The organism is Acetobacter tropicalis (assembly GCF_030644465.1).
GTDB classification, from domain to species: Bacteria; Pseudomonadota; Alphaproteobacteria; order Acetobacterales; family Acetobacteraceae; genus Acetobacter; species Acetobacter tropicalis.
On the sequence record NZ_JAUYUW010000001.1, the window covers coordinates 838,821 to 859,752 of the forward strand.

Below are 20,932 nucleotides of genomic sequence, written 5' to 3' on the forward strand. Positions count from 1 at the left end.
TCCCTGCCTTGTTCCAGATCGCACCCTGGTTTTTACATTTTTTTGCGCATATCCGGCGGTGTGGCCTCTGCGGCAAGACGGGTAACGGCCTCATCAAAGCCCAGATTTTCCTGATCCGTGCTGCCCAGCCGCCGCATAGCCACGGTGCGCTGCTCTGCCTCACGCCGGCCAACAACCAGAATAACCGGCACACGCGCCACGCTGTGCTCGCGAATCTTGGCGTTGATCTTGTCGTTCCGCACGTCAGCCTCAGCCGCCAGCCCAGCCTCCCGAAGGGCGGCTGTCACTTCCTCGGCATAGGGTGCGGCATCACTCACAATGGAGGCCACCACAACCTGCACAGGCGCCAGCCACAGCGGGAAGCGGCCCGCATGCTGTTCGATCAGGATACCCAGGAACCGCTCAAAGGACCCCAGAATGGCGCGATGCAGCATGACCGGGCGGTGCCGCGCGGAGTCCTCACCAATATAGCTGGCATCGAGTCGTTCCGGCAGAACCAGATCGACCTGCAAGGTGCCGCACTGCCAGTCCCGCCCAATGGCGTCACGCAGCACAAACTCCAGCTTCGGCCCGTAGAACGCGCCTTCACCGGGGTTATATTCATAGTCCACGCCAGCCACGGTGCAGGCTTCTTTCAGCGCGCTTTCCGCCTTGTCCCACGTGGCGTCACTTCCGGCCCGCTGTTCAGGGCGATCAGCAAACTTCACGCGCACATGTTCAAAGCCCAGATCCTTGTAAACCGCATGCAGCATGTGCACGAACTTTACAGTTTCATCAGCAATCTGGTCTTCGGTGCAGAAGATATGGGCGTCATCCTGCGTAAAGCCGCGCACACGCATCAGACCATGCAGCGCGCCTGAAGGTTCATACCGGTGACAGGCCCCAAATTCCGCCATGCGCAAGGGCAGCTCACGGTAGGACCGCAGGCCATGGCGGAAAATCTGCACATGGCACGGGCAGTTCATGGGCTTGAGGGCGAGTGTCTTGTCCTCATCCTCAACCGTGGCCACAAACATGTGGTGGCGGTATTTGTCCCAGTGGCCGGAGGCCTCCCACAGGGCGCGGTCCACCAGTTGCGGCGTGCGCACTTCCTGATAGCCGTTGCGGGTCTGGGCCCGGCGCATATAGTCCTGCAACGCGGAATACAGACGCCAGCCCTTGGCGTGCCAGAAAATCTGGCCCACGGCTTCTTCCTGAAAATGGAACAGATCCATTTCCCGCCCGATGCGGCGGTGGTCGCGCCGTTCAGCTTCTTCAAGCTGGTGCAGGTGTGCATCCAGTTCCTTCTGGTCACGCCACGCCGTGCCGTAGATGCGGGTCAGCATGGGGTTGCGATGGTCCCCACGCCAATAAGCCCCGGCCACCTTCATGAGCTTGAAAGCGGTGCCCACATCCTTGGTGGAGCGCAGGTGCGGCCCACGGCACAGATCCAGCCATTCGCCCTGACGGTAGATGGAAATGTCTTCATCTTCCGGCAGATCACGGATCAGTTCGGCTTTGAAGCGCTCGCCTTTTTCTTCAAAGAAGGCAATGGCTTTGTCCCGTGGCCACACTTCCCGCACAAACGGTTCCGCGTTAGCCACAATTTCCTTCATCCGCGCTTCAATGGCGGCAAAATCTTCCGGGCTGAACGGCTCGTTGCGGTAAAAATCGTAATAGAAGCCGTTTTCAATGGACGGCCCGATGGTGACCTGAGTTCCGGGGAACAGGGACTGCACGGCCTCGGCCAGCACGTGGGCCGCGTCATGCCGGATCATTTCCAGCGATTCCGGGTCCTTGCGGGTAATGAAGCGGATGGATGCGTCCTGTTCAATCGGACGGCTGATATCCTGCAACGCCCCATTTACTTCCATGGCAAGCGCCGCCTTGGCCAGACCGGGGCCGATTGACCCGGCGATGGTCGTGCCCGTTACCGGCCCGTCAAAACTGCGAACGGATCCGTCGGGCAAGGTGATGGCAGGCATGGAAGAACTCCAGAATACTGAAAAGATGAAAAAAAACATTCAGAAACCGTCTGATACACCCGCAACCGGCGGCAGGGAGAGGGCTTGGGGACTGAAAGGACGGATTTTGAAAGCCCGATGCGAAACACCGGGACAAAAAGCCAACACATTCAGACGCAAAAAGCCCCGCCAGACCACGCTGACAGGTGTCTCAAACAAGCCTCTTAATGACGCCACGAGAGCGCGGCTGCAACCCTATCAACAGAAAGTAGAGCCAGATCACGCACAGAAAGCACACAAACCTGCCCCGGCGCGGCCCCTAAAGGCGCGGTAAGGGCTGGATTGCTCTCGGCAGAGAACAGCACCACACAACGGCAACCCATCAGGGCGGCCTCATGCATGGGGCCAGTATCATTCCCCACTGCTACTGCGGCACGGCCCAGAACACCGGCCAGATCGGGCAGGCTGGTCTGGCCGGTCAGATCAAGGGCTTGCGGGCATAACTGGCGGATCATTTCGGCAAGCGGTTTATCCGCCGCGCCCCCCACCACCACGGGCAGAAGCCCCTGCGCCACCATTTTCTGCGCCAGTTCTCCGTAACGGCGCGCAGGCCAGCGCTTGGCTGGCCGATGCGGCGCAGCTCCGGGCACCAGCACAGCATAGGGGGATGAAAGATGCGGCCCTCTTCCGGCCAGCCAGCTTACATCCGGCTGCACAGGTACATCCTCAATCCCGGCCATGCGCAACTGATCACGCTGGCGGGCGCGGGTGTGCATGTCATCCCGCCATGGATTGGCATGAGCCAGTGCGGCGCGCGCCACATGGCCTGACCACTCTGGCCGGCCCGCCAGCCAGAAATACCGGGCCGTGCGGCCAGAGGTCTGAAGATCATAAACCCGATCATACCCGTGCAACTGCGCGCGCAGGGCCATGACCCCTTTCAGGTTGCGCCAGCGGGAACGGGCATCCACCTCGACCGCGTCAAACCACGGCGCGAGCCTGCCCAATTCCGCAAACGGTCGCGTGGTCAGGAGCGTGATATGAGCATGCGGGTGCGCCTGCCGGATGGCCTGAAACGGACCAAAACTCTGCACAAAATCTCCCAGCGCGCCTAGCCGGATCACCAGAATACGCTCTGGCTCCGTCTTCTGTGGCCCACCCCGCATGACACCCTGCCCTTGCGTTTTCACGGAGACTCCGCATCCGCAGCATCAGGGTCTGCCGCCAGCACAGCCAGATCCTGCCGGGCCAGATCGGCCTCATGCCCATCCGGGGCCAGATCGAGCACACGCTGCCAGTCTGTCCGTGCGCCCACGGCATCGCCCACCTGCTCACGGATGATCCCTTCCTCAAGCAGGGCAGCAGGGTTTTCTGGCGCACGCGCAAGGGCACGGGCCACATGCTCCCGCGCCTTGTCCAGCTGGCCGCATCGCCGCTCGGCCGAGGCAAGAAGCACATAAGCCTCTGCTCCCGCTGTGGGGGTATGCGCCACCAATGCGCCCAGTTCCGCCACCACCGCCTGCGGGTTGTTCAGTTCCAGCAGGGCCCGCGCCTTGGCCACACTCAGCGCCTCATCTCCGGGGCGAATGGCTAGGGCGTAATCCGCCACCCGCACTGCATTCTGCGGCATCCCGGCGGCAAGCCACGCATCCACGGCCTCTACCGCCATGATGGCCCGTACACTGGCGGAACTATCCGGCCCGGAAAATGGCTCCTTGGTCACCAGATCGTCCAGTTCCTGCGCGGCTGTCTGCTCATCCCCCAGTTCAATCAGCGCCAGAGCATGGCAGTGCCGGGCTGCGCGATCTCCCCCATGGTGCAGCCAGTCCTGCGCGTAATCCCGTGCGCCAAACGGATCTTCCCCCACCATGGCCAGACACGCATCAGCCGTCCATGCAGCCGCTGCATGCCCGGCCCCGGGGGTGGCGGAGTGGTCACCTGCCTGCCCCGGAGACGCCGCACGGGGTTGTTCATGAACATGGAGGGTGCTGAGGGTTTTATCCGCCTGCGGCAGGGCGCGGGCTGGCTGGGCCAGCAGCAGCAGCCCCAACCCCAACGGCACGCACAAGGCCGAACCACGCACGGAAAAAGACAAATCAGACATCACACCCGCCATAGGGAAACAAGCCTGCGTACCGGTCAACCCGCAACTTGGCAACGCAGGCACACTGCGGAGTGGTCTGTGGCGTGAAAACCATGCTAACAGCCGAACATGACTAATCCGCCATCTTCTCCCGTTATCCTGCAAATCCTGCCTGCGCTGAATCAGGGTGGGGTAGAACGGGGCACGCTGGAAATGGCGGATGCCATTACCCAGGCCGGGGCAAAAGCGGTGGTTGTCAGCGCCGGGGGGCGGCTGGTGCCCGCGCTGGAGCGGCTGGGGGCCACACATATCATGCTGCCAACCTGTGGCAGCAAGAACCCGCTCATTATCATGCGCAATGCCCGCCATCTGGCACGCATCATACAGGAGCATCAGGTCTCTCTTGTTCATGCCCGCTCCCGCGCGCCAGCTTGGGTGGCGCGGCTGGCGTGCCGCCGCACGGACACACCGTTTGTCACCACCTGGCACGGCGTGCATGCCAATTCTTTTCCCGGCAAGAAACGCTATAACGCCGTTCTGGCCGCAGGGGACCGTGTGATCGCCATCAGCCGCCATATCGGCCAGCGGCTGGCGGAGGAGTATCATGTGGGGCCAGACCGGCTGCGCGTTATTCCCCGTGGCGCGGATATCCGGCAGTTCAGCCCGGAAGCCGTAAGCGGCCAGCGCGTCCATACCCTTAGCGAGGCATGGGCGCTTCCGCCGGATACGCCCGTTATTCTGATGCCCGGCCGGCTGACGGAGTGGAAAGGCCAGCGGTTTCTGCTTGATGCCCTCGCCCGCCTGAAAAAACAGACCCCAACCCTGCCGTGGTATTGCGTGTTTGCAGGCTCCTGCCCCGCAAAAAGCACCTACGGGCAGGAACTGGCCACCTATGCCCAGACGCTGGGCCTTGCCGAACAGGTGCGTTTTGCGGGCCATTGTCAGGACATGCCTGCGGCCCTCGCACTGTCAACCGCTGTGGTCATTCCGTCCCTGCGGCCTGAACCCTTCGGGCGTGTGGTGGTGGAGGCCCAGGCCATGTGCCGCCCGGTGATTGTCACCAGCCATGGGGCCGCGCTGGAAACCGTTCAGCACGGCATGACGGGCCTGAGCGTGCCGCCCGGTGATACCGAGGCCCTGGCTGATGCGCTGTCCGCCGTGCTGCATGCCGCGCCAGAAGGACGGCTGGCCATGGGGCAAGCCGCCCGCGCCATGGTGCTGGAGCACTACACCACCCTGACCATGCAGACCGCCACCCTTGCCGTTTATGATGACATTCTGGGCACCTGCCTGGCTGAACAGTTCGCCCTCCATGTGGCGGAAGCCCAGTGGCAGGCGGAAGCGGAGAAAAATGCGTTCCCCCTCCTTCACCCCACCGCCGTTGCAGGATAAGGGAAACCCTTTGTTTTCCGCACAATCAGCCTTGGGGCGACTGCCATGACCTTCAGCCCGATCCCGGCCCAGCCGCCCTTGCCTGCTGCACAGGATGTTCCGACCCGCATTGCCTTCATGGCCGCCCCCACCGAGGCCGCGCGCCATGAATTTGACCGTCTGGCCCGCCAGTATGGCAACGTGCACCCCGGCGAGGCCGAAGTGATTGTGTGCCTGGGGGGCGATGGCTTCATGCTGGAAACCCTGCGCGTGGTGTTGGAAGAAAACCTGAACGTGCCGGTCTATGGCATGAACTGCGGCTCCGTCGGGTTTCTGATGAACCCCATGCTGGAGGAAGATCTGCCCCAGCGGCTGGCCACCACCCAAGCGGCCCAGTTGCACCCGTTGCGCATGAAGGCCACGCAGGTTTCTGGCGAGGTTTTTGAAGCCCTTGCCCTGAATGATGTGTTCCTGTTCCGCCAGACACGGCAGGCCGCCAAACTGCGGGTGGATGTGGATGGCATGGTGCGCATGCCCGAATTGATCTGTGATGGCGCACTGGTGGCCACGCCTGCAGGCTCCACCGCCTATAACCTTTCCGCCCATGGGCCCATTGTGCCGCTGGCGGGCAACATGCTGCCGCTAACCCCCATCTGCCCGTTCCGCCCCCGGCGCTGGCGGGGCGCGCTGCTGCCCTCTACCGCGCATGTGGGCTTCACCATTCTGGAACACGAGAAACGGCCCGTTGCGGCCGTGGCAGATTCGATCGAGATCCGGGATGTTGTCTCCGTTCATGTGCATGAAGACCGGAGTTTGGCCGTAACCGTGCTGTTTGACCCCGGCCAGACCCTTTCTGAACGCATTACGGCCGAGCAGTTCTCGGCCTGATGCCGCATATTCGCCCCTTTGCGGGCGGAAAATGCGTTCACCCATTCCACCCGGCCTCTTTTCTGGTTTAGTCTTGCCCGTAATGCAGAGCACCCTTCTCCCATCGCCGCGTCTCGCTGCGCTGTGCGCCCTCCTCCTGCTGCCCGCCGCTGGCGCGCAGGCTCAGGTTGTCACCAATTCTCAGGCGCTGGATGCTCTGGGCGGCGCACCCGCACAGCAGGCTGCCCCCGCGACCAAAACCCCGCACGCTCCGGCGCATCCCTCCGCCGGGCACCGGCCTGTGGCGCAAAAGCCGGTCATGCAGCCACCACTCACCAGCGCCCCTGCGGCATCATCCCAACAGACGGCTCCGACGGTAGCAGGTACCCGCTCATCCAGTCGCACCGCCACCAGCAGCAGTTCGGTCTCCAAAACCACCCAGCCTGCCCAGCCGCAGACCACACCCGCAACTGGCACTGGCACGCAAGGCCACGCTGCCTCACCGGGGCACACAAGTTCCTCTGTTCCAAACGGCGGACAGGCAACCAGAGCAACCACCGCGCAACCAGCGGCAGGACGGACAACAGGGCAGAGCACCACACAAGCAGGCAAGCCTAGCAACGGGCATGTGCCGCCCTCACCCACCATTCCACCTGCGCCACCGCCGGAACCCACCCTGACCCCGGCCCCGCCGGATATCGAGATCCACCCCTTCCCCGTGCCGCCGCAGCCTGCGGTTGATCTGAACGCAAAGGGTGCGGTCACCCCTATTCCCGGCGGCGTAAGGCTGACCTTTGCGCCGGGCTCCTCCGCCCTGAACCCGGAGACCCATCAGGCCATTCTGGCGTTTGGGCAGCGTCTGTCTGACAAACCCCATGTCCGCGCACTGATTGATGTTTACAGCTCCGGCGCTGCGGATGATCCCTCCCTGCCGCGCCGCATGGCGCTGGCGCGCGGGCTGGCGGCCCGCAGCGTGCTGATGAATGGCGGCACGCCCTCCACCCGCATCTATCTCCGTGTGATTGGTGTGCCCAAAACACCTGCTCCGGATGGCGTGCAGGATTACATGGACATTTATCAGTCTGACGCCGTCCCCTGACGATTCCCCTCTAAAAATCGGAACCGAAGAGCATGACCCGTCCTACACAGTATCTGTTCAGAATGATCGGGTTCCTCGTCTGCGTGGCGCTTGTGGCCGCCACGCTCTGGCGGCCCCTGCGGGATGCCTTCTTCAGCAACCCTCTGCTTGACGGCCTGATTCTGGGCATTCTGGCCGTGGGCGTGGGCTGGAACATGATGATGGTCCGCCGCCTGATGCCGGAAGTGCGGTGGGTGGAAACCATCCGCCAGTCCCGCGCCGGGCTGACAACTGCCCCCGCCCCCCGCCTGCTGGTGCCACTGGCCACAGCGCTGGGCTCCCGGCCTGATCATCGCGGGCAACCTATTGCGCTCTCCACACCGGCCATGCAGGCCGTGCTCGATTCCGTCTCCGGCAGGCTGGATGAGGGGCGTGAAGTCTCCCGTTACATGACGGGCCTGCTGATCTTTCTGGGCCTTTTGGGCACCTTCTATGGCCTGCTGCTGACCGTGGCCGCCATTGCAGATGTGATTGCTGGCATGTCCGTTGGCAGCGGGGATCTGGACGCCATGTTCGGGCAGCTTAAAACCGGGCTGGCCAAACCGCTGCACGGCATGAGCACGGCGTTTTCCGGCTCTCTGTTCGGGTTGGCGAGTGCATTGGTGCTTGGGTTTCTGGACCTGACGGCAGGACAGGCCCAGAACCGCTTTTTCAACGAACTGGAAGAATGGCTGGCCGAACAGACCCGCTTTGGCGCGACGGGCTCCGCATCGGCCCCCACCACGGAAGGCGGTGCGCCCATTCCCGCCTATATTCAGGCCCTGCTTGAACAGACAGCGGAAAATCTGGAATCCCTGCAAAATCTGGTGCGGGTGAGTGAAGCCCGGCGCGAGAAGGAAAGCGCTGTTCTAAGCAAACTGTCTGACCGGCTGGAAGGCACGGCCACCCAGACGGAGACCCTGCACAATATTGAACGCCTGCTGCAAATACTGGTGCAGACTTCAGAAGAAGGCCGCACCCGCATGACAGCGGATTTGCGGAATGATCTGCGCGTGCTGGCCCGCACCATTGCGGCCGCAGCCGATAACGCGCCTCATACCCCGAAAGCACCCTGACCATGGCCCGCCGCCGCAGAAAACTGCATGCCGGGCTGGATGCATGGCCCGGTTATGTGGATGCCCTTTCCACCCTGCTGATGGTGGTTATTTTTGTGCTGCTGGTGTTCGTGATGGGGCAGACCCTGCTCTCCGCAGCGCTCAACCGGCGTGAGCATGTGCTGGAAAAGCTGGAGGGACAGGCAGCCGAACTCTCCCGCCAGCTTGATACGGAACACGCCCGCAACCATGCGCTGAGCGATACCGTAACTGGCCTGCAAACCCAGCACCAGCAAGATGCCTCGGCCCTGGCCGCTGATGCCGCCGCCATTGAAACCGCCAAAAAAACAGCCGATGCCGCAACGGCCCTGACCGTGGCCGATCAGGCACGCATCACCCAGTTGGATGATACGCTGACAGACCTCAACGCTCGCCTGGCCGCCTTGGGTGAGGCGCTTGATGTCTCGCAGAAAAACGTGCAGGCGCGTGATGCCAAAATTACGGATCTGGCCGCAAAACTGAATACGGCACTGGCGAACAAGGTGACGGAACTCAGCCGTTATCGTTCGGAATTTTTTGGCCGCCTGCGGGATATCCTGCACAACCAGAAGGGCGTGCATGTGGTGGGAGACCGCTTTGTCTTCCAGAGCGAGGTGCTCTTTCCCGTTGGCAGTGCTGATCTTTCTGCTGAGGGCAGGAAGGAAATCACCACGTTGGCGCATACGCTCAAAGAGGTGACGGCCCATATCCCTGCCGATATCCCATGGATTCTGCGCGTGGATGGACATGCAGACCGGCAGCCCATTCACACTGCCTTCCCCAGCAACTGGGAGCTTTCAAGTGCGCGCGCCATTACCGTGGTCAAGCTTCTGGTGGCGGAAGGGATTGACCCGCACCGTCTGGCGGCCACCGGCTTTGCGGACTACCAGCCGCTCGATGCCCAGAACACGCCAGAAGCCTATGCCCGCAACCGCCGTATTGAGTTCCGCCTGACAGACCGCTGAGAAGCGGCCTGCACATGCAGGAACGAGCGCCAACAGGCAGAAACCGCCGCAAAGAGCGTTAGCCAAAATAACCTGTTAGTCGTCTCTGCCTCCAACACACACGAGGCAGAGACATACAAACAAATTCTTCACACAGTTCTTTCGCGCATCTGGTATTTCAACAGGATACACACTCAACAGTGTCCTTATCTCTGAGCCAGAATAGGTTTTTTATGAGATCCCTTTCAAAGCGCACCGTGATTACAGCCGTTCTTTCAGTCACCACCCTTTTCAGCACCAGCATGGGCCTTCATTCCTCCGCAGCATGGGGGCAAGCCGCCACGCCGCCGCCAGCCGCATCATCCTCCTGCCCTGTCGCTGCGCACATGCCCTCTGCTCCAGAACTCAAGGACATTGCCCGCACGGCCACAGACCGGGGGTTTTTATGGCAGGTGACCAGCGACGGTCATTCCTCTTGGTTGTATGGCACCATGCATGTGGCCAAGCTGAACTGGGCCTTTCCCGGCCCCCTCATACGGGCAGCCCTCCACCAGAGCGACACCATTGCCGTGGAGCTCTCCCTGTCTGATCCCGCCACCTTGCAGGTATTACGCGATAAAGAAGACCCTGCCCGCCTTCAGCATCTTGTTGATACACACCGCAAGGCCCGGCTGGATGAGATTGCCGCACAGCAATGCCTGCCGCCTTATGCGTTTGATGCGCTTGCCACAGGAATGGAAGCTGCCGCTCTTGTTTCCCTCAGTGGCCGCAAGGATGGGATTTATCCTGATTACGCCATTGATTCCGTCATACAGGGATATGCCCGTTCCGTACACAAACCCATTGTGCCGCTTGAAACAGCCACTGCCCAGCGGCAGTTACTGATTGGGACCACCGCAGCAGCAGAAGATGCCCTGATTGATGACGCCCTGCATGATCTCAGCTCTGATACAGGCCGTAAGGAGCTATTGGCCATAGCCACCATGTGGGCCAACAGTGACCTGAACAAACTTGAGCATTATCGGGAGTGGTGTGACTGCTTGAAGACCGCGCAGGAAAAAGCCCACACCAAAGCCATGCTGGATGACCGCAATATAGAAATGGTAAAGAAAATCATCCAGATGCACGCCAGCAGCCATAAGCTGTTTGTGGCGGTCGGTGCCCTGCATATGAGCGGCCCTAACGGCTTGCCCGCCCTGCTGCGCAAGGAAGGGTTCAAGGTCACGCAGATAGTACCCTCACCATCAGCGACAGCAAGCCAGCTTTAAAGGCCATATGGAGAATCAGCGCGTCAGAACCGCGAGGGGATTTCGAGTCTGAAAAGGCGGATTTGATCAGATGCTGCGGATCTGGCTGAACGAAATTCCAATACGTTCAGCCGCAAAAGGACCCGCTTCATACTCCCCTGAAAGACGCTTCACGCTGTCTTTCAGATTTTCAGGAGAGCGTTTCTTCAATCAGCTTGCGGGCTTCCGTCGCCAGAACGTCCACACGCTCGTTTTCCGGCACGCCGGAATGGCCTTTCACCCAGTGCCAGGACACATCATGCTGTTTGGCGGCATCCAGCAACCTGCGCCATAAATCCATATTGGCAACCGGATCACCCGAAGCATTGCGCCAGTTGCGGCGCACCCAGCCCGTGTGCCAGCGGGTAATGCCGTTGCGCACATATTCGCTGTCCGTATGCAGGCGCACCACACAGGGGCGCTTCAACGCTTCCAGCGCCTCGGCCGCGGCGGTCAGTTCCATACGGTTGTTGGTGGTTTCCGCCTCCCCGCCTGAAAGCTCCCGCTCCGTGCCCTTGAAGCGCAGCAGCACACCCCAGCCGCCAGGGCCTGGGTTCGGGCGGCATCCGCCATCGGTCCAGATTTCCACCACATCTTGCGCTGCCTCTGGCGCATTTGCCGGTGCGTTTTCAGACGCCATATCCATCCACATTCTCCGTCGCCAGATGGAAGCGTAGCCGCTTGAGGTAATCCAGCGGGTCTTTGGGGGTTACCAGCGCATCCGCCGGGGTGTTGATCCAGTCGTACAGCCGCGTCAGCAAAAAGCGCATGGCGGCACCCCGGGCCAGAACAGGCAGGGCTGCAAGTTCCGGCGCGCTTAACGGCCGAACATCCTGATATCCCTGCAAAAGCTGGCGGGCAAACGTTACGTTAAAGGAGCCATCCACGTCAAAGCACCAGGCGTTCAGGCAGATGGCAATATCGTAGGCCAGAATATCCGTGCAGGCGAAATAGAAATCAATCAGGCCGGAAACGCTATCATGCAGAAAGAACACGTTATCCGGGAACAGATCAGCATGAATCTGCCCACGCGGTAGGTCCGGGTTGCCGTCACGGCCCGGCCAGAGGGGCAGAATATGGGCAAAAGCGGCATCAAGCTCTGCTTCCAGCCCCCGCTGAACGGTTTCTGCCCCGCTGCGGCAGGAATTCAGCAGCGGCTGCCACGCAGCAGGCCCAAGGCTGTTATGCCGCACGGGAGCATAGCTGCGTCCGGCCTCATGCAGTTGGGCCAGCGCCCGCCCCAATGGGCGACAATGGCAGGTGCGAACCTTACGAGGCCACACGCCGGGCAGAAAAGTGGTAATGGCGGCAGGACGGCCCGCCAGTGTTTTCAGCGTGGTGCCTGTTTTATCTGCCACAGGCTGCGGGCAGGTCACCCCCTGCACCGCCAGATGCTGCATCAGGCCGAGAAACCAGGGGAGTTCACGCACATTCACCCGCTTTTCATACAGGGTGAGAATAAAATCCCCCTGTGTGGTGCGCAGTTGAAAGTTGCTGTTTTCCACCCCTTCGGCAATGCCCCGGAAGGCAACCAGCCCCCCGATGGCATAGTCAGCAAGAAACGCTTCAAGCGCCTCGTCACTCACATCCGTGTAAACGGCCATATAACAGCAGCAGCCTCTTTTTAACCGAGCGGGGCCGGCAGGCGGAAGGTCACGTTTTCTTCCTTCACCGTGCGTTCATCAATGCACAGCGTGTACCGCTTGGCCAGTTCCGCCACCATTTCCTGCACCAGCGCTTCCGGCGCGGAAGCCCCGGCCGTAATGCCCAGCGTGTCCACGCCTTCCAGCACGGACCAGTCCAGCGCGTTCAGGCGCGGCACCAGCAGCGCACGGGTAGCGCCAGAACGTTCCGCCACTTCCCGCAACCGCTGAGAGTTGGAGGAGTTGGGAGAACCGATCACGATCACCAGATCACATTCCGGCGCAATGGCCTTCACGGCTTCCTGACGGTTGGTGGTGGCGTAGCAGATATCCTCACGCCGGGGGCCTTCAATCAGCGGGAACCGCTCACGCAGGATATCCACAATTTCCGCCGTATCATCAACGGAAAGGGTGGTCTGGGTAATAAAGGCCAGACGGGAAGGATCAGCAGGCTGCACGCTGCGGGCTTCATCCGCATCATTGATCAGCGTCACGGCACCCGGCGGCAACTGGCCCATGGTGCCCACCACCTCCGGGTGGCCCGCATGGCCAATCATCAGAATATGGCGGCTTTCCGGGCCACCACCGGCAAAGTGGCGCTCAGCTTCACGATGCACCTTGGACACCAGCGGACATGTGGCATCCAGATACAGCAGATTGCGGCGCTCGGCTTCAGCCGGAACGGTCTTGGGCACACCATGGGCGGAGAACACAACATGGCCATCGGGCGGAACCTCATCCAGCTCCTCCACAAAAATGGCGCCCTGGGCTTCCAGCTCTTCCACCACCGTACGGTTGTGAACAATTTCATGCCGGACATACACCGGCGCGCCATAACGGCGGATGGCTTCCTCAACCACACGGATGGCGCGATCGACCCCGGCGCAGAACCCGCGCGGGCCAGCCAGAAGCACTTTAAGAGATTTGCCATGAGAGGCCGTGGCGGTCTCTGCTGTGGCAAGGGTTTGAGTTTGATCGGGCATGGTGTTCCCCAAACTTGCGGCGGACGGTATAGAAGAAGTGGCTATGACAAAGCATATTGAAAAAAGGCTATGCCCGAAACCCGGAGAAGGCACGGTAACCGTGCGCATGGCCTACGCAAAGCGCGGGGCGGATGCAAGCCGTTTTCGGGCATCGGAGCCCCACGTTTGATAGGTGTGTCTGTCTTTAGTCCTTTTTTGGTCCTGTTTTCTGCCTGTTCAACCCTTTAACTGATGAGCCCGGATTCGCACATGCCGCATGACCTTTCCCACCCACACCGCCTGCTACCGCGCGTTGCGCTGTCCGGCTTTGTGGCACTTGGCCTGCTGACCGCACTGGCCGGATGTGGAGATGAAGAAAGCCAGTCCGTCTCATTCGCGCCCAGCTGCCCGCTGACCCATATCCCCCCCGAAGCGGCGGATTACTACCAGTATGAAGGCAAAACCTTCACCTTCCCGCATCTGGTCACGCGTGCCAGCATTCTGAAGTTGCAGGGTGATTGTCTGGCCGCAGGCCGCAAGGACCTGCAAACCCGAATCGCGCTGCGGTTTGTGGTCAGCCGTGGCATGGCCGCGCATGACGGCACGGTCACCCTGCCGTGGTTCATTGCCGTGGTGCATGGCGATAAAATTGTGAACAAGCACGTGTTCCACCACACGTTCCAGTTCCCGGCCAATCTGTCCAGCTACACCACAGATACGCATGTGGTGACGGTTGATCTGCCCATTCCGCCCAAGAACACGGAATCCGACTACCGTTTTGAAGTTGGCTTCCAGTTGACCAAGGACCAACTGGATTACAATGAAACACACCTGAAAAAAGTGGACTATCAGGCCTACTAAGGCCTGATACCACCGAGCCGTACCTTACCTAATAAAGGAAGGATACGGCTTGGTGGCCCACTGGAAAACTCGCCCTCTACCGGACACTCATACGAATGTCTGACATAGCCGCCTGCCCTATCGGAGAGAAGGTGCCCTACGGACTACGCGCTCTTCGAGACAAGGTCATCGTGCATCGCATTGGCGGACAAAAGAGCCTCAAGAGAGCTTGCGCGCTCCCGCCATAAAAAAAAGAGCGCCTTGTTCAGGCGCTCTTTCCCCAAAAACCTCTCAGATCCGATCAGAGGTCGTTGAGCTTACCTTTTACGGTGCCCTTGGCCTTTTCGGCATCACCTTTGATTTTCTGTGCCTTGCCTTTGATTTCCAGTTCCGGGTCGTTGGTCACTTTCCCAACGCTTTCCTTGACAGAACCCACAACCTTGTCAGCAGCGCCTTTAACTTTGTCAGTAAATTCGCCCATCGGAATTCTCCTTGATACTGTTGGGTCCGGTCAGCCAGACCCTTACCAACATTAACGCGCCATGCTCTTCCGGGTTCACACGCCTCCACTTCTTCTCGTGTTAAAAACTCTCGGCCTGCTTTTTTCCGGTCATGCCCGAAATTAAAAAAATGGTGCGGAACCACTCCCCATCGCTCTCCCCATAGTGCCGGCGGACGCCGCGCTCCCTTCTGGTCCATGCGCCCCGTGTGTGGGCTTTGACCACTCTCCGCAACACACACCATCCAGCAGCACGTCCAACGGGGCAGGAACGGGGTCTGGCCCCACTTTTTTCTCCAGAAGCTGACCGTTGATGCCCAACAGCGCCAGACCATGGACCTGCGCCCAGCACGCTGCCGCCAGTGCGCTGATGGCAACCGCGCCATGCTCAAACCTTCGGAACTCACACCTGCCACATCGGCAGTCATCACCCAGATTGTGCAGGCTGTTTTTACCCCAGAGCAGTTTTCCGTTGTGATGGGCGACGCAGAAACCGGGGCTGCATTCACGGCTTTGCCGTTTGATCATATCCTGTTCACAGGAAGCACGGCAGTTGGTAAAAAATTGCCGCGGCGGCCGCCAAAAATCTTACGCCGGTTACACTTGAACTGGGCGGCAAATCTCCCGTGGTGATCGAACCCGGTTTTTCCATGAAACGTGCGGCGGAACGTATTGCATTTGGTGAACTGATCAATGCCGAACAAACCTGCATCGCACCGGATTATGTGCTGGTCCATAAAGCGGATCAGAACGCTTTTGCCACAACCTTTCAGGACGCCGTAAAAAAGCTTTATCCACACGGCTATGCTGGATCTCCCGATTATACAGCCATCCTCAACCAGCATCACTACGAACGGCTGACAGACCTGATACGTGATGCCCAGACGCTTAAGGCGCGTGTTATCCGGCTGGGAGAGGATTCACCTGCCGATCATCTCCTCGCCCCCGTTCTTGTGCTGGACGCAACACCCGAAATGGCCGTCATGCAGGAAGAAATTTTCGGGCCTGTCCTGCCTGTTCTGACATACTGGCATCCCGATGAAGCCATCGCCTTCATCAACGAACGCCCTCGCCCGCTGGCACTGTATTATTTTGAAAAAAAACGCCATGAACTCAACAGGGTTCTGAAATATACCGTTTCAGGAAATGTCACGGTCAATGACACATTGCTGCATTACGCTCAGGAAGATCTGCCCTTTGGCGGCGTGGGAGAAAGCGGCATTGGAGCCTATCACGGAAAGGAAGGTTTCATGGCCCTCCCCCACCCACGCGGCATTTACAAACAGGGCCGCTTCAACGCCGCACCCCTCCTCCAGCCCCCGTTTGGAAAGCTGACTGATATCATCACAAATTTTATGACACGATGAGAAAGAGCAGTTTATATTTTTCATTCGTCACGAAGTTGTTCTAAAATATTTTTATCTCTAATCTTATGGTCTTTTTGCAACAAGGCGATCCGATAGAGAATGGAATTCAGGATATCGTCATCATATAGAGGCTGATAATCCCCAATATCTTCTTCACGTGTCGAGTGCGAGAGTGTTTCTAATGTGAGGTGGCGATACTGAGGGACCATAATGACTTCACCGCTTCCGAGATGAATACGATACTGGTGAAGCCTACCGGTAACGATAACATGCCGCTCGTCCAGTGTTACAGCCCCCTTTTCTTGTAAAGAAGGCAGCAGAGCTTCGATAATCTGCCGCCTGCTTTGGGCCAGCCCACCATAATGGGGTTCATCTGGCAATGCTATATCTGACAAACCCTGCTGGCGTCTCCATTTTCCTAGTTCTGGCACAGCCTGAATAGAAGATGCATCAAACTTCAGGTTACTTGCTGCAACACTCACCATAAGATCCAGATCTCGCATAACTTCCGAAAATACGATCTGGTCTATATCTGCCAGCCGAACTGGCTTTTTCATGGACGTCAGCTTTCGCCCTCCATCAAATCGCCAGTCTCCACGATCTTTAAGAATACAGAACCTTACTCGATCAGTCATGACATGCGTAAAAGCCGGAGCAGATCGACCGAGGTCATTATACCCTACTCCCCCTGTACGGAATTCCGCATAAATACCATACGCCGGTATGATTAAAGACCACGGGGCGCCCTCACTGGATGGAATATGCGCGGTAAGGGTTCGGATGCGCCACCCGCGTTTACGCCCAATTTCTATTACCTGAGCCTGACCAAGAATACGTTGTGCATAACGGTAGGAGGAAGGAGAGCTTTCTCGCTCCGCTTGGGTTATTGTGTAGGTCTCACGCCATACTTGACGGATAGGTTGCCGGATATCCAAACGCTCCAGTGTCTCCCGCCACCGTGCAACAACACTCCCCTTGCAGTCATCGCTCATTTTTTGAAGTGGGTGCCACAAGCTAAGAAGAGTATCGGGATGAAGCGGAGGCGCTTTATTACCATCTGGATCATATACTGTGGTCGCCTCCCTTCCAAACAGACATGTTCTAATAGAACCTCCCGGTTCAGCAACAAGCCATATCTGCCGACGCGCCAGCCAACCAAGAAGCGGATGGTTTAACCATCTTTCGATAAACGCCCTCAAAGTCCAGGTTTGGCCGGTCAGCCATGAACGCTCCAACCTGTAACGATGCACCAGCATATCCGCCGAAATTGCCTTGGCATCTGACCGCATACTTTTCAGAAGCACCCTGCATTTTTCTTGTTCAAGGACAAATGGAGGCAGTTTTGAAATGCGATCTCCCTTTTCCCCCTCATAATAAATCGAACCCTGACCGGAACCAGTAATCGAGAGGACGGCCGCGTAACCATCAGGCAAGTTCACACGGTGAGAACTTGTTGAATCGAGTTCGTATTCCTGAGCAAGAAGTTCTTCCGCCTCAACTGTCGTAAGCCCTGAAGCTGCGGCCGCTTTTGCCAAAGATCTTTCCAAAGCATTGAACATTGTGGCATGCCTGACACGTGCGCGTAAGCGGACCATTCCCCGAATGGCGTCGGGTGTTCCAATCAGGCCTACCGTTGCAACCAGACGATTGAAAATAGCCACATCTTCCGCTGCCAAAGCCTTTTTACAGGCTGGAAGAAGCCATTCAAGATCCACAGCATCCGCAGCAGCGGCGATCATCCACAAACAACCTGCTATGATATCAGGGGAAATTGTCGGGGGTGATAATGAAGAGGAACATGGATGACAATCTGGCTTTACAGATTTGACGGGAGGTGGATTTTTATAGCGCAATCCCTTTTGACGCCCTAACCTCATTATGCCGTTATTTTCGCCACCACCAAAACGAAATGAATAAAGCGAAGGGGAGAGAAGAAATGCTTCAGCAACCTTCCGAACAGACTCTGTTCTGGAAACTGCTCCTGTAACCAACCGAACAAATCTTGACAAAATAGCAGCCCGATAAAGGGCGGGCTGTTTCAACAAATGCCAAGAGGTTAATATCTTTTCTGAAGACTCAAAAGCTTCTCGAACAAACGATCTTGCAAATTCAAGATCTTTTATCCCCTCTGGTTTTGCGAGATGCTCTTTATAACGTGCAAGCGTTTTTAACGATGGTTGAGGGGCTTCTGGAACCTGGAAAAGCTCCAACCGTGAATCCATTGACTCTGTGGAACTTGCGGCATCCTCCCGCAAAACCATTTCACGCGCCAACCAGAGAAGATGTGGTATATCCCGTTCCATCTTCTCACAATCCTGCAACGCCTGATCAAACCATTTTTCATCAGGCAGGCTCGTACCTGAATCACTGAAACTGTAGAAATACTCACGCAGGTTGTTTGGCGTTCTATTATAATATGAGCCATCCGACATTCGGACGGGTTTTGGCAAAAAACTTGACGTTATGAAACCAAGCGCATTTGTCTGATACGTACGCGCAAAACTTCTATACCATGCAGGCGGCCGAGGCAGACTCTGTCTATTGAGCAATTCCGGCATCATGGCTGCAGCCAGTGGCATGTGCGCCAACGTTACATTCTGCAATAAAGGCTGTTGGGTTATCTTATAGCACGAGGATATTTTCTGCTCATAACGCTCAAGCCAGGCTTGTTGGAGCTTATCAAAAACCCGCGGGTCAACCTGTTTCATTTCAGCAATCCACCGAACCAAAGGGCGTTCGAGTTGACCGACTTCAAAAAGAACCATGCGTGTTATAGCCAGATCAGACTCAATCATATCTATTGCCATTATCTGCGCTCTCCCGTTCTATTCGGGCTCCCCAAAAAATGATTCGTATATTAAATAAGGCGCAAATAAAATTTTCTAACACATCGTGTAGAAGTATGTAAAAATATTTAGAAGTTGGAATAGTAAAATTTTTCTAGCGCGAAAAATATTATATATTTTTATTACAATATTATTAAAAATGTGTTTCTACCTCTATCAATCAGACTTACGCCTCATAGGGAAGGTTATCTCTATAAGCAGAATACGCTACCCACAGACTATACATATTCCTAACAACAATGAAATTTTTCTATTTATCGAGGAAAAATTTAGGATAAAATTTCTATAGACGGTATATTATCCCATAACGTTATTGTCTCTTCAAAAGAGAAATCAGGAGGTCCATTTGAGTAATCCCGAAGTTTTCCTGGTAGGAGACCTCTTGCGCGCAAGAAAAATCTTGCCTCACGAAAATAAAACTTTACTGAGAGATCTTCATGGTTCGTATTTCTTGAATAGATCTCCCGTTCTTCTACTGCATCGCAAAACAGCCCACAGGCAAGACTCCCCTTTTGGCATCATTGCCTACAAACAAAAAAATGGGGTATGGAAAGAAGACAAATGGCCAGTTCGTTTAAATAATTTTGAGCTTGTTGCCCGTCCCGCAGCAAGCAAAATATTAAACCCTTATCATACTTACAAAGGGGTTATTCAACCCCGGTCTATTTCGATATATATGAACAAATACTGTTATTTCATAACCGGCCGATTGGCAGCTCCAGCTTTCGACGATCCTGATGTCGAGTGGCCTATTCTGCCTAAACCTTGCTTGGAAAGTCAACTTGGGTCAGCTGCCAGAAAGGTCTTGATGGAAGTACATGATTATGAGTGTCTGTGGGATGGAAAATCTTATCCTCATGCATTTATTGTAAAAATGAAGGAGCGGCATAAGCTGGCACATGACCTTCTTAAAACCAGACTTTCAGAAGCCTTTGGGCCGAAAGTCAATAAAGCGTCATCAAAAGATACCCTCTTAAATATGAATATGCTTTTTGATTGCTTTCAAATGAAGCCAACAACCTGGACAGGTCAAGGCTGGGCTGGCCAGACTGAGGAAGCATTCATAAATGTCGGCTTAGATGCATCCGACCATGATCTCGGAAAAGAAATCATGTCAATTTTAAACAGACCAAACGTTAAAACGGATTTTTACAAGAAAAATCATCCATTTCTTTCTCAAATTTTGCCTTACCTTGAAAGCCACATTGTAGATGCTCGTTTTTAATAACATTCTTTACAGGATATGAGAATCCACACCTGAATCATAAACGCCTGCTATAAGCAGAATGTGGAGTTAACCTGTCACTCCCCTTCACTGACAAAGGCCACTCTCCTTACGAGATCATCATCCTCATTCGTGTATACCTGTGGCACGATGCTTTCATTTGAAAAATACTGATCTCTTCCTGTAGTCTCACGTCCATCTTACCAGCATAAGGCCTGTCGATGGCTCCCGCGCCTTTTGATCCACCGCCTTCCCCTGGTCGTTCTCCGCAGGAGGATGAGCAGCCTGTGCTCTCTGCCCAGCCCCAGAAGCAGAAGAAAGCGGTTTATGCCAAAAGCTGGATTGTTAGCGCTGCCGCAGCCTGTTGTGGTCTTTATATGCTGGTTATGGGTATCGCCCATCAGCCCGATACGTCTCCAACCCAGACATCCGCGTCATCCGGCAGCTACGCCTTTCTGGATGACAATCACAAGCCTGTCCTGAACAGAGTAGAGACACCACGCCTGCGCGCTCCACCAGAAATGAAGGACAAAGGTATTTCCGGTATCAGTATTGTAGGGTGCGATATTGGCGAAGATGGCAAGGCCCATGCCTGCCGTATAGAACGGGGCACCAATCCTTATTTCAACCGCGCGGGCATGGAGTATATGGCCCGCGCGGTTTTCTTTCCTGCCATGGAGCACGGCAAACCGGTTACACGGCATTTTCGTATGCGGCTGTTTTTCGGCATAAAGCCGGAGCAGGCACAGTCCTTCGCCAAATATGGACCACCGCTTTTTACCGGCGGCCCCACTCTCCTGCCTTATCTTCCGTGAAAAAAGATCTGCGAAAAGCACGAGTATTTA

The 20,932-nt window shown here is 57.0% G+C and carries 18 protein-coding genes and 2 pseudogenes; 11 read left to right on the forward strand and 9 right to left on the reverse strand.

Features of this window, described 5'->3' with window-relative positions; all coding sequences use genetic code 11:
- Positions 1 to 32: 32 nt before the first annotated feature.
- The 3 genes from thrS to QWU00_RS03720 all read right to left on the reverse strand — a co-directional run bounded on the left by thrS (position 33) and on the right by QWU00_RS03720 (position 4,047).
- Positions 33 to 1,964 carry a threonine--tRNA ligase gene (thrS, locus tag QWU00_RS03710; RefSeq protein WP_006560201.1) on the reverse strand — a complete coding sequence of 644 codons (1,932 nt, stop codon included), beginning with the start codon at positions 1,962 to 1,964 and terminating at the stop codon, positions 33 to 35.
- 203 nt (positions 1,965 to 2,167) lie between these two features.
- Positions 2,168 to 3,109, reverse strand: coding sequence for a glycosyltransferase family 9 protein (locus QWU00_RS03715; protein ID WP_035382324.1), 942 nt, complete (start codon positions 3,107 to 3,109; stop codon positions 2,168 to 2,170).
- Positions 3,110 to 3,129: 20 nt separating this feature from the next.
- Positions 3,130 to 4,047: a tetratricopeptide repeat protein gene (locus QWU00_RS03720; protein ID WP_231551912.1), complete on the reverse strand. Its 918-nt coding sequence runs from the start codon at positions 4,045 to 4,047 to the stop codon at positions 3,130 to 3,132.
- Between the two features lie 108 nt (positions 4,048 to 4,155).
- On the opposite strand from QWU00_RS03720, the gene QWU00_RS03725 reads away from it, so the two are divergent.
- From QWU00_RS03725 to QWU00_RS03750, 6 genes are all read left to right on the forward strand, one after another.
- On the forward strand, positions 4,156 to 5,418 hold the full coding sequence (locus QWU00_RS03725) for a glycosyltransferase family 4 protein (RefSeq protein ID WP_035382271.1): 1,263 nt from the start codon (positions 4,156 to 4,158) through the stop codon (positions 5,416 to 5,418).
- A gap of 45 nt (positions 5,419 to 5,463) precedes the next feature.
- Positions 5,464 to 6,285 (forward strand): NAD kinase, encoded by an 822-nt coding sequence (locus QWU00_RS03730; RefSeq protein ID WP_006560487.1) that lies wholly within the window; start codon positions 5,464 to 5,466, stop codon positions 6,283 to 6,285.
- A 31-nt stretch (positions 6,286 to 6,316) separates the two neighbouring features.
- Entirely contained in the window at positions 6,317 to 7,363 is a 1,047-nt protein-coding gene (locus QWU00_RS03735; protein WP_052051545.1) for an OmpA family protein, read from the forward strand.
- Positions 7,364 to 7,395: 32 nt separating this feature from the next.
- On the forward strand, positions 7,396 to 8,457 hold the full coding sequence (locus QWU00_RS03740; RefSeq protein WP_035382272.1) for a hypothetical protein: 1,062 nt from the start codon (positions 7,396 to 7,398) through the stop codon (positions 8,455 to 8,457).
- 2 nt (positions 8,458 to 8,459) lie between these two features.
- Positions 8,460 to 9,440: a peptidoglycan -binding protein gene (locus QWU00_RS03745; protein ID WP_035382273.1), complete on the forward strand. Its 981-nt coding sequence runs from the start codon at positions 8,460 to 8,462 to the stop codon at positions 9,438 to 9,440.
- A 212-nt stretch (positions 9,441 to 9,652) separates the two neighbouring features.
- Positions 9,653 to 10,687 carry a TraB/GumN family protein gene (locus tag QWU00_RS03750; RefSeq protein WP_222942019.1) on the forward strand — a complete coding sequence of 345 codons (1,035 nt, stop codon included), beginning with the start codon at positions 9,653 to 9,655 and terminating at the stop codon, positions 10,685 to 10,687.
- A gap of 169 nt (positions 10,688 to 10,856) precedes the next feature.
- Here the strand turns inward: QWU00_RS03750 and rnhA are convergent, their stop codons facing one another.
- Genes rnhA through ispH form a run of 3 tightly spaced genes read right to left on the reverse strand, consistent with a single transcriptional unit; the run spans position 10,857 to position 13,331 of the window.
- Positions 10,857 to 11,345: a ribonuclease HI gene (gene rnhA / locus QWU00_RS03755; protein WP_006559970.1), complete on the reverse strand. Its 489-nt coding sequence runs from the start codon at positions 11,343 to 11,345 to the stop codon at positions 10,857 to 10,859.
- Complete coding sequence (locus QWU00_RS03760) at positions 11,335 to 12,309, reverse strand: homoserine kinase (protein WP_035382275.1); 975 nt, start codon at positions 12,307 to 12,309, stop codon at positions 11,335 to 11,337. The genes rnhA and QWU00_RS03760 overlap by 11 nt, the downstream gene beginning before the upstream one ends.
- Before the next feature lie 20 nt (positions 12,310 to 12,329).
- Positions 12,330 to 13,331 (reverse strand): 4-hydroxy-3-methylbut-2-enyl diphosphate reductase, encoded by a 1,002-nt coding sequence (gene ispH, locus QWU00_RS03765; protein WP_006559972.1) that lies wholly within the window; start codon positions 13,329 to 13,331, stop codon positions 12,330 to 12,332.
- Between ispH and QWU00_RS03770 the strand changes: the two genes are divergently transcribed.
- Together QWU00_RS03770 and QWU00_RS03775 are read left to right on the forward strand one after the other, a co-directional pair.
- Positions 13,330 to 13,500, forward strand: a complete 171-nt coding sequence (locus tag QWU00_RS03770) for a hypothetical protein (protein WP_006559973.1) — start codon at positions 13,330 to 13,332, stop codon at positions 13,498 to 13,500. The two genes, ispH and QWU00_RS03770, sit on opposite strands and share 2 nt — an antisense overlap.
- Before the next feature lie 80 nt (positions 13,501 to 13,580).
- Positions 13,581 to 14,171: a hypothetical protein gene (locus QWU00_RS03775; RefSeq protein WP_035382328.1), complete on the forward strand. Its 591-nt coding sequence runs from the start codon at positions 13,581 to 13,583 to the stop codon at positions 14,169 to 14,171.
- A gap of 280 nt (positions 14,172 to 14,451) precedes the next feature.
- On the opposite strand, the gene QWU00_RS03780 is transcribed toward QWU00_RS03775, so the two are convergent.
- The gene (locus tag QWU00_RS03780; protein ID WP_035382276.1) at positions 14,452 to 14,631 is read right to left on the reverse strand and encodes a CsbD family protein; all 180 of its coding nucleotides are present in this window, start codon (positions 14,629 to 14,631) and stop codon (positions 14,452 to 14,454) included.
- 249 nt (positions 14,632 to 14,880) lie between these two features.
- Positions 14,881 to 15,027, reverse strand: a pseudogene (locus QWU00_RS03785) (TetR/AcrR family transcriptional regulator); the annotation flags it as partial.
- On the opposite strand from QWU00_RS03785, the pseudogene QWU00_RS03790 reads away from it, so the two are divergent.
- Positions 15,016 to 16,016, forward strand: a pseudogene (locus tag QWU00_RS03790) (aldehyde dehydrogenase family protein); the annotation flags it as partial. The pseudogenes QWU00_RS03785 and QWU00_RS03790 sit on opposite strands and share 12 nt — an antisense overlap.
- Before the next feature lie 20 nt (positions 16,017 to 16,036).
- Here QWU00_RS03790 and QWU00_RS03795 read toward each other — a convergent pair.
- Complete coding sequence (locus QWU00_RS03795; RefSeq protein WP_231551913.1) at positions 16,037 to 18,811, reverse strand: DUF4132 domain-containing protein; 2,775 nt, start codon at positions 18,809 to 18,811, stop codon at positions 16,037 to 16,039.
- A 397-nt stretch (positions 18,812 to 19,208) separates the two neighbouring features.
- On the opposite strand from QWU00_RS03795, the gene QWU00_RS03800 reads away from it, so the two are divergent.
- Both QWU00_RS03800 and QWU00_RS03805 read left to right on the forward strand, forming a co-directional pair.
- Positions 19,209 to 20,087 (forward strand): hypothetical protein, encoded by an 879-nt coding sequence (locus QWU00_RS03800; protein WP_150395613.1) that lies wholly within the window; start codon positions 19,209 to 19,211, stop codon positions 20,085 to 20,087.
- 221 nt (positions 20,088 to 20,308) lie between these two features.
- Complete coding sequence (locus tag QWU00_RS03805; RefSeq protein ID WP_035382279.1) at positions 20,309 to 20,902, forward strand: energy transducer TonB; 594 nt, start codon at positions 20,309 to 20,311, stop codon at positions 20,900 to 20,902.
- The last annotated feature ends 30 nt before the right edge of the window (positions 20,903 to 20,932 follow it).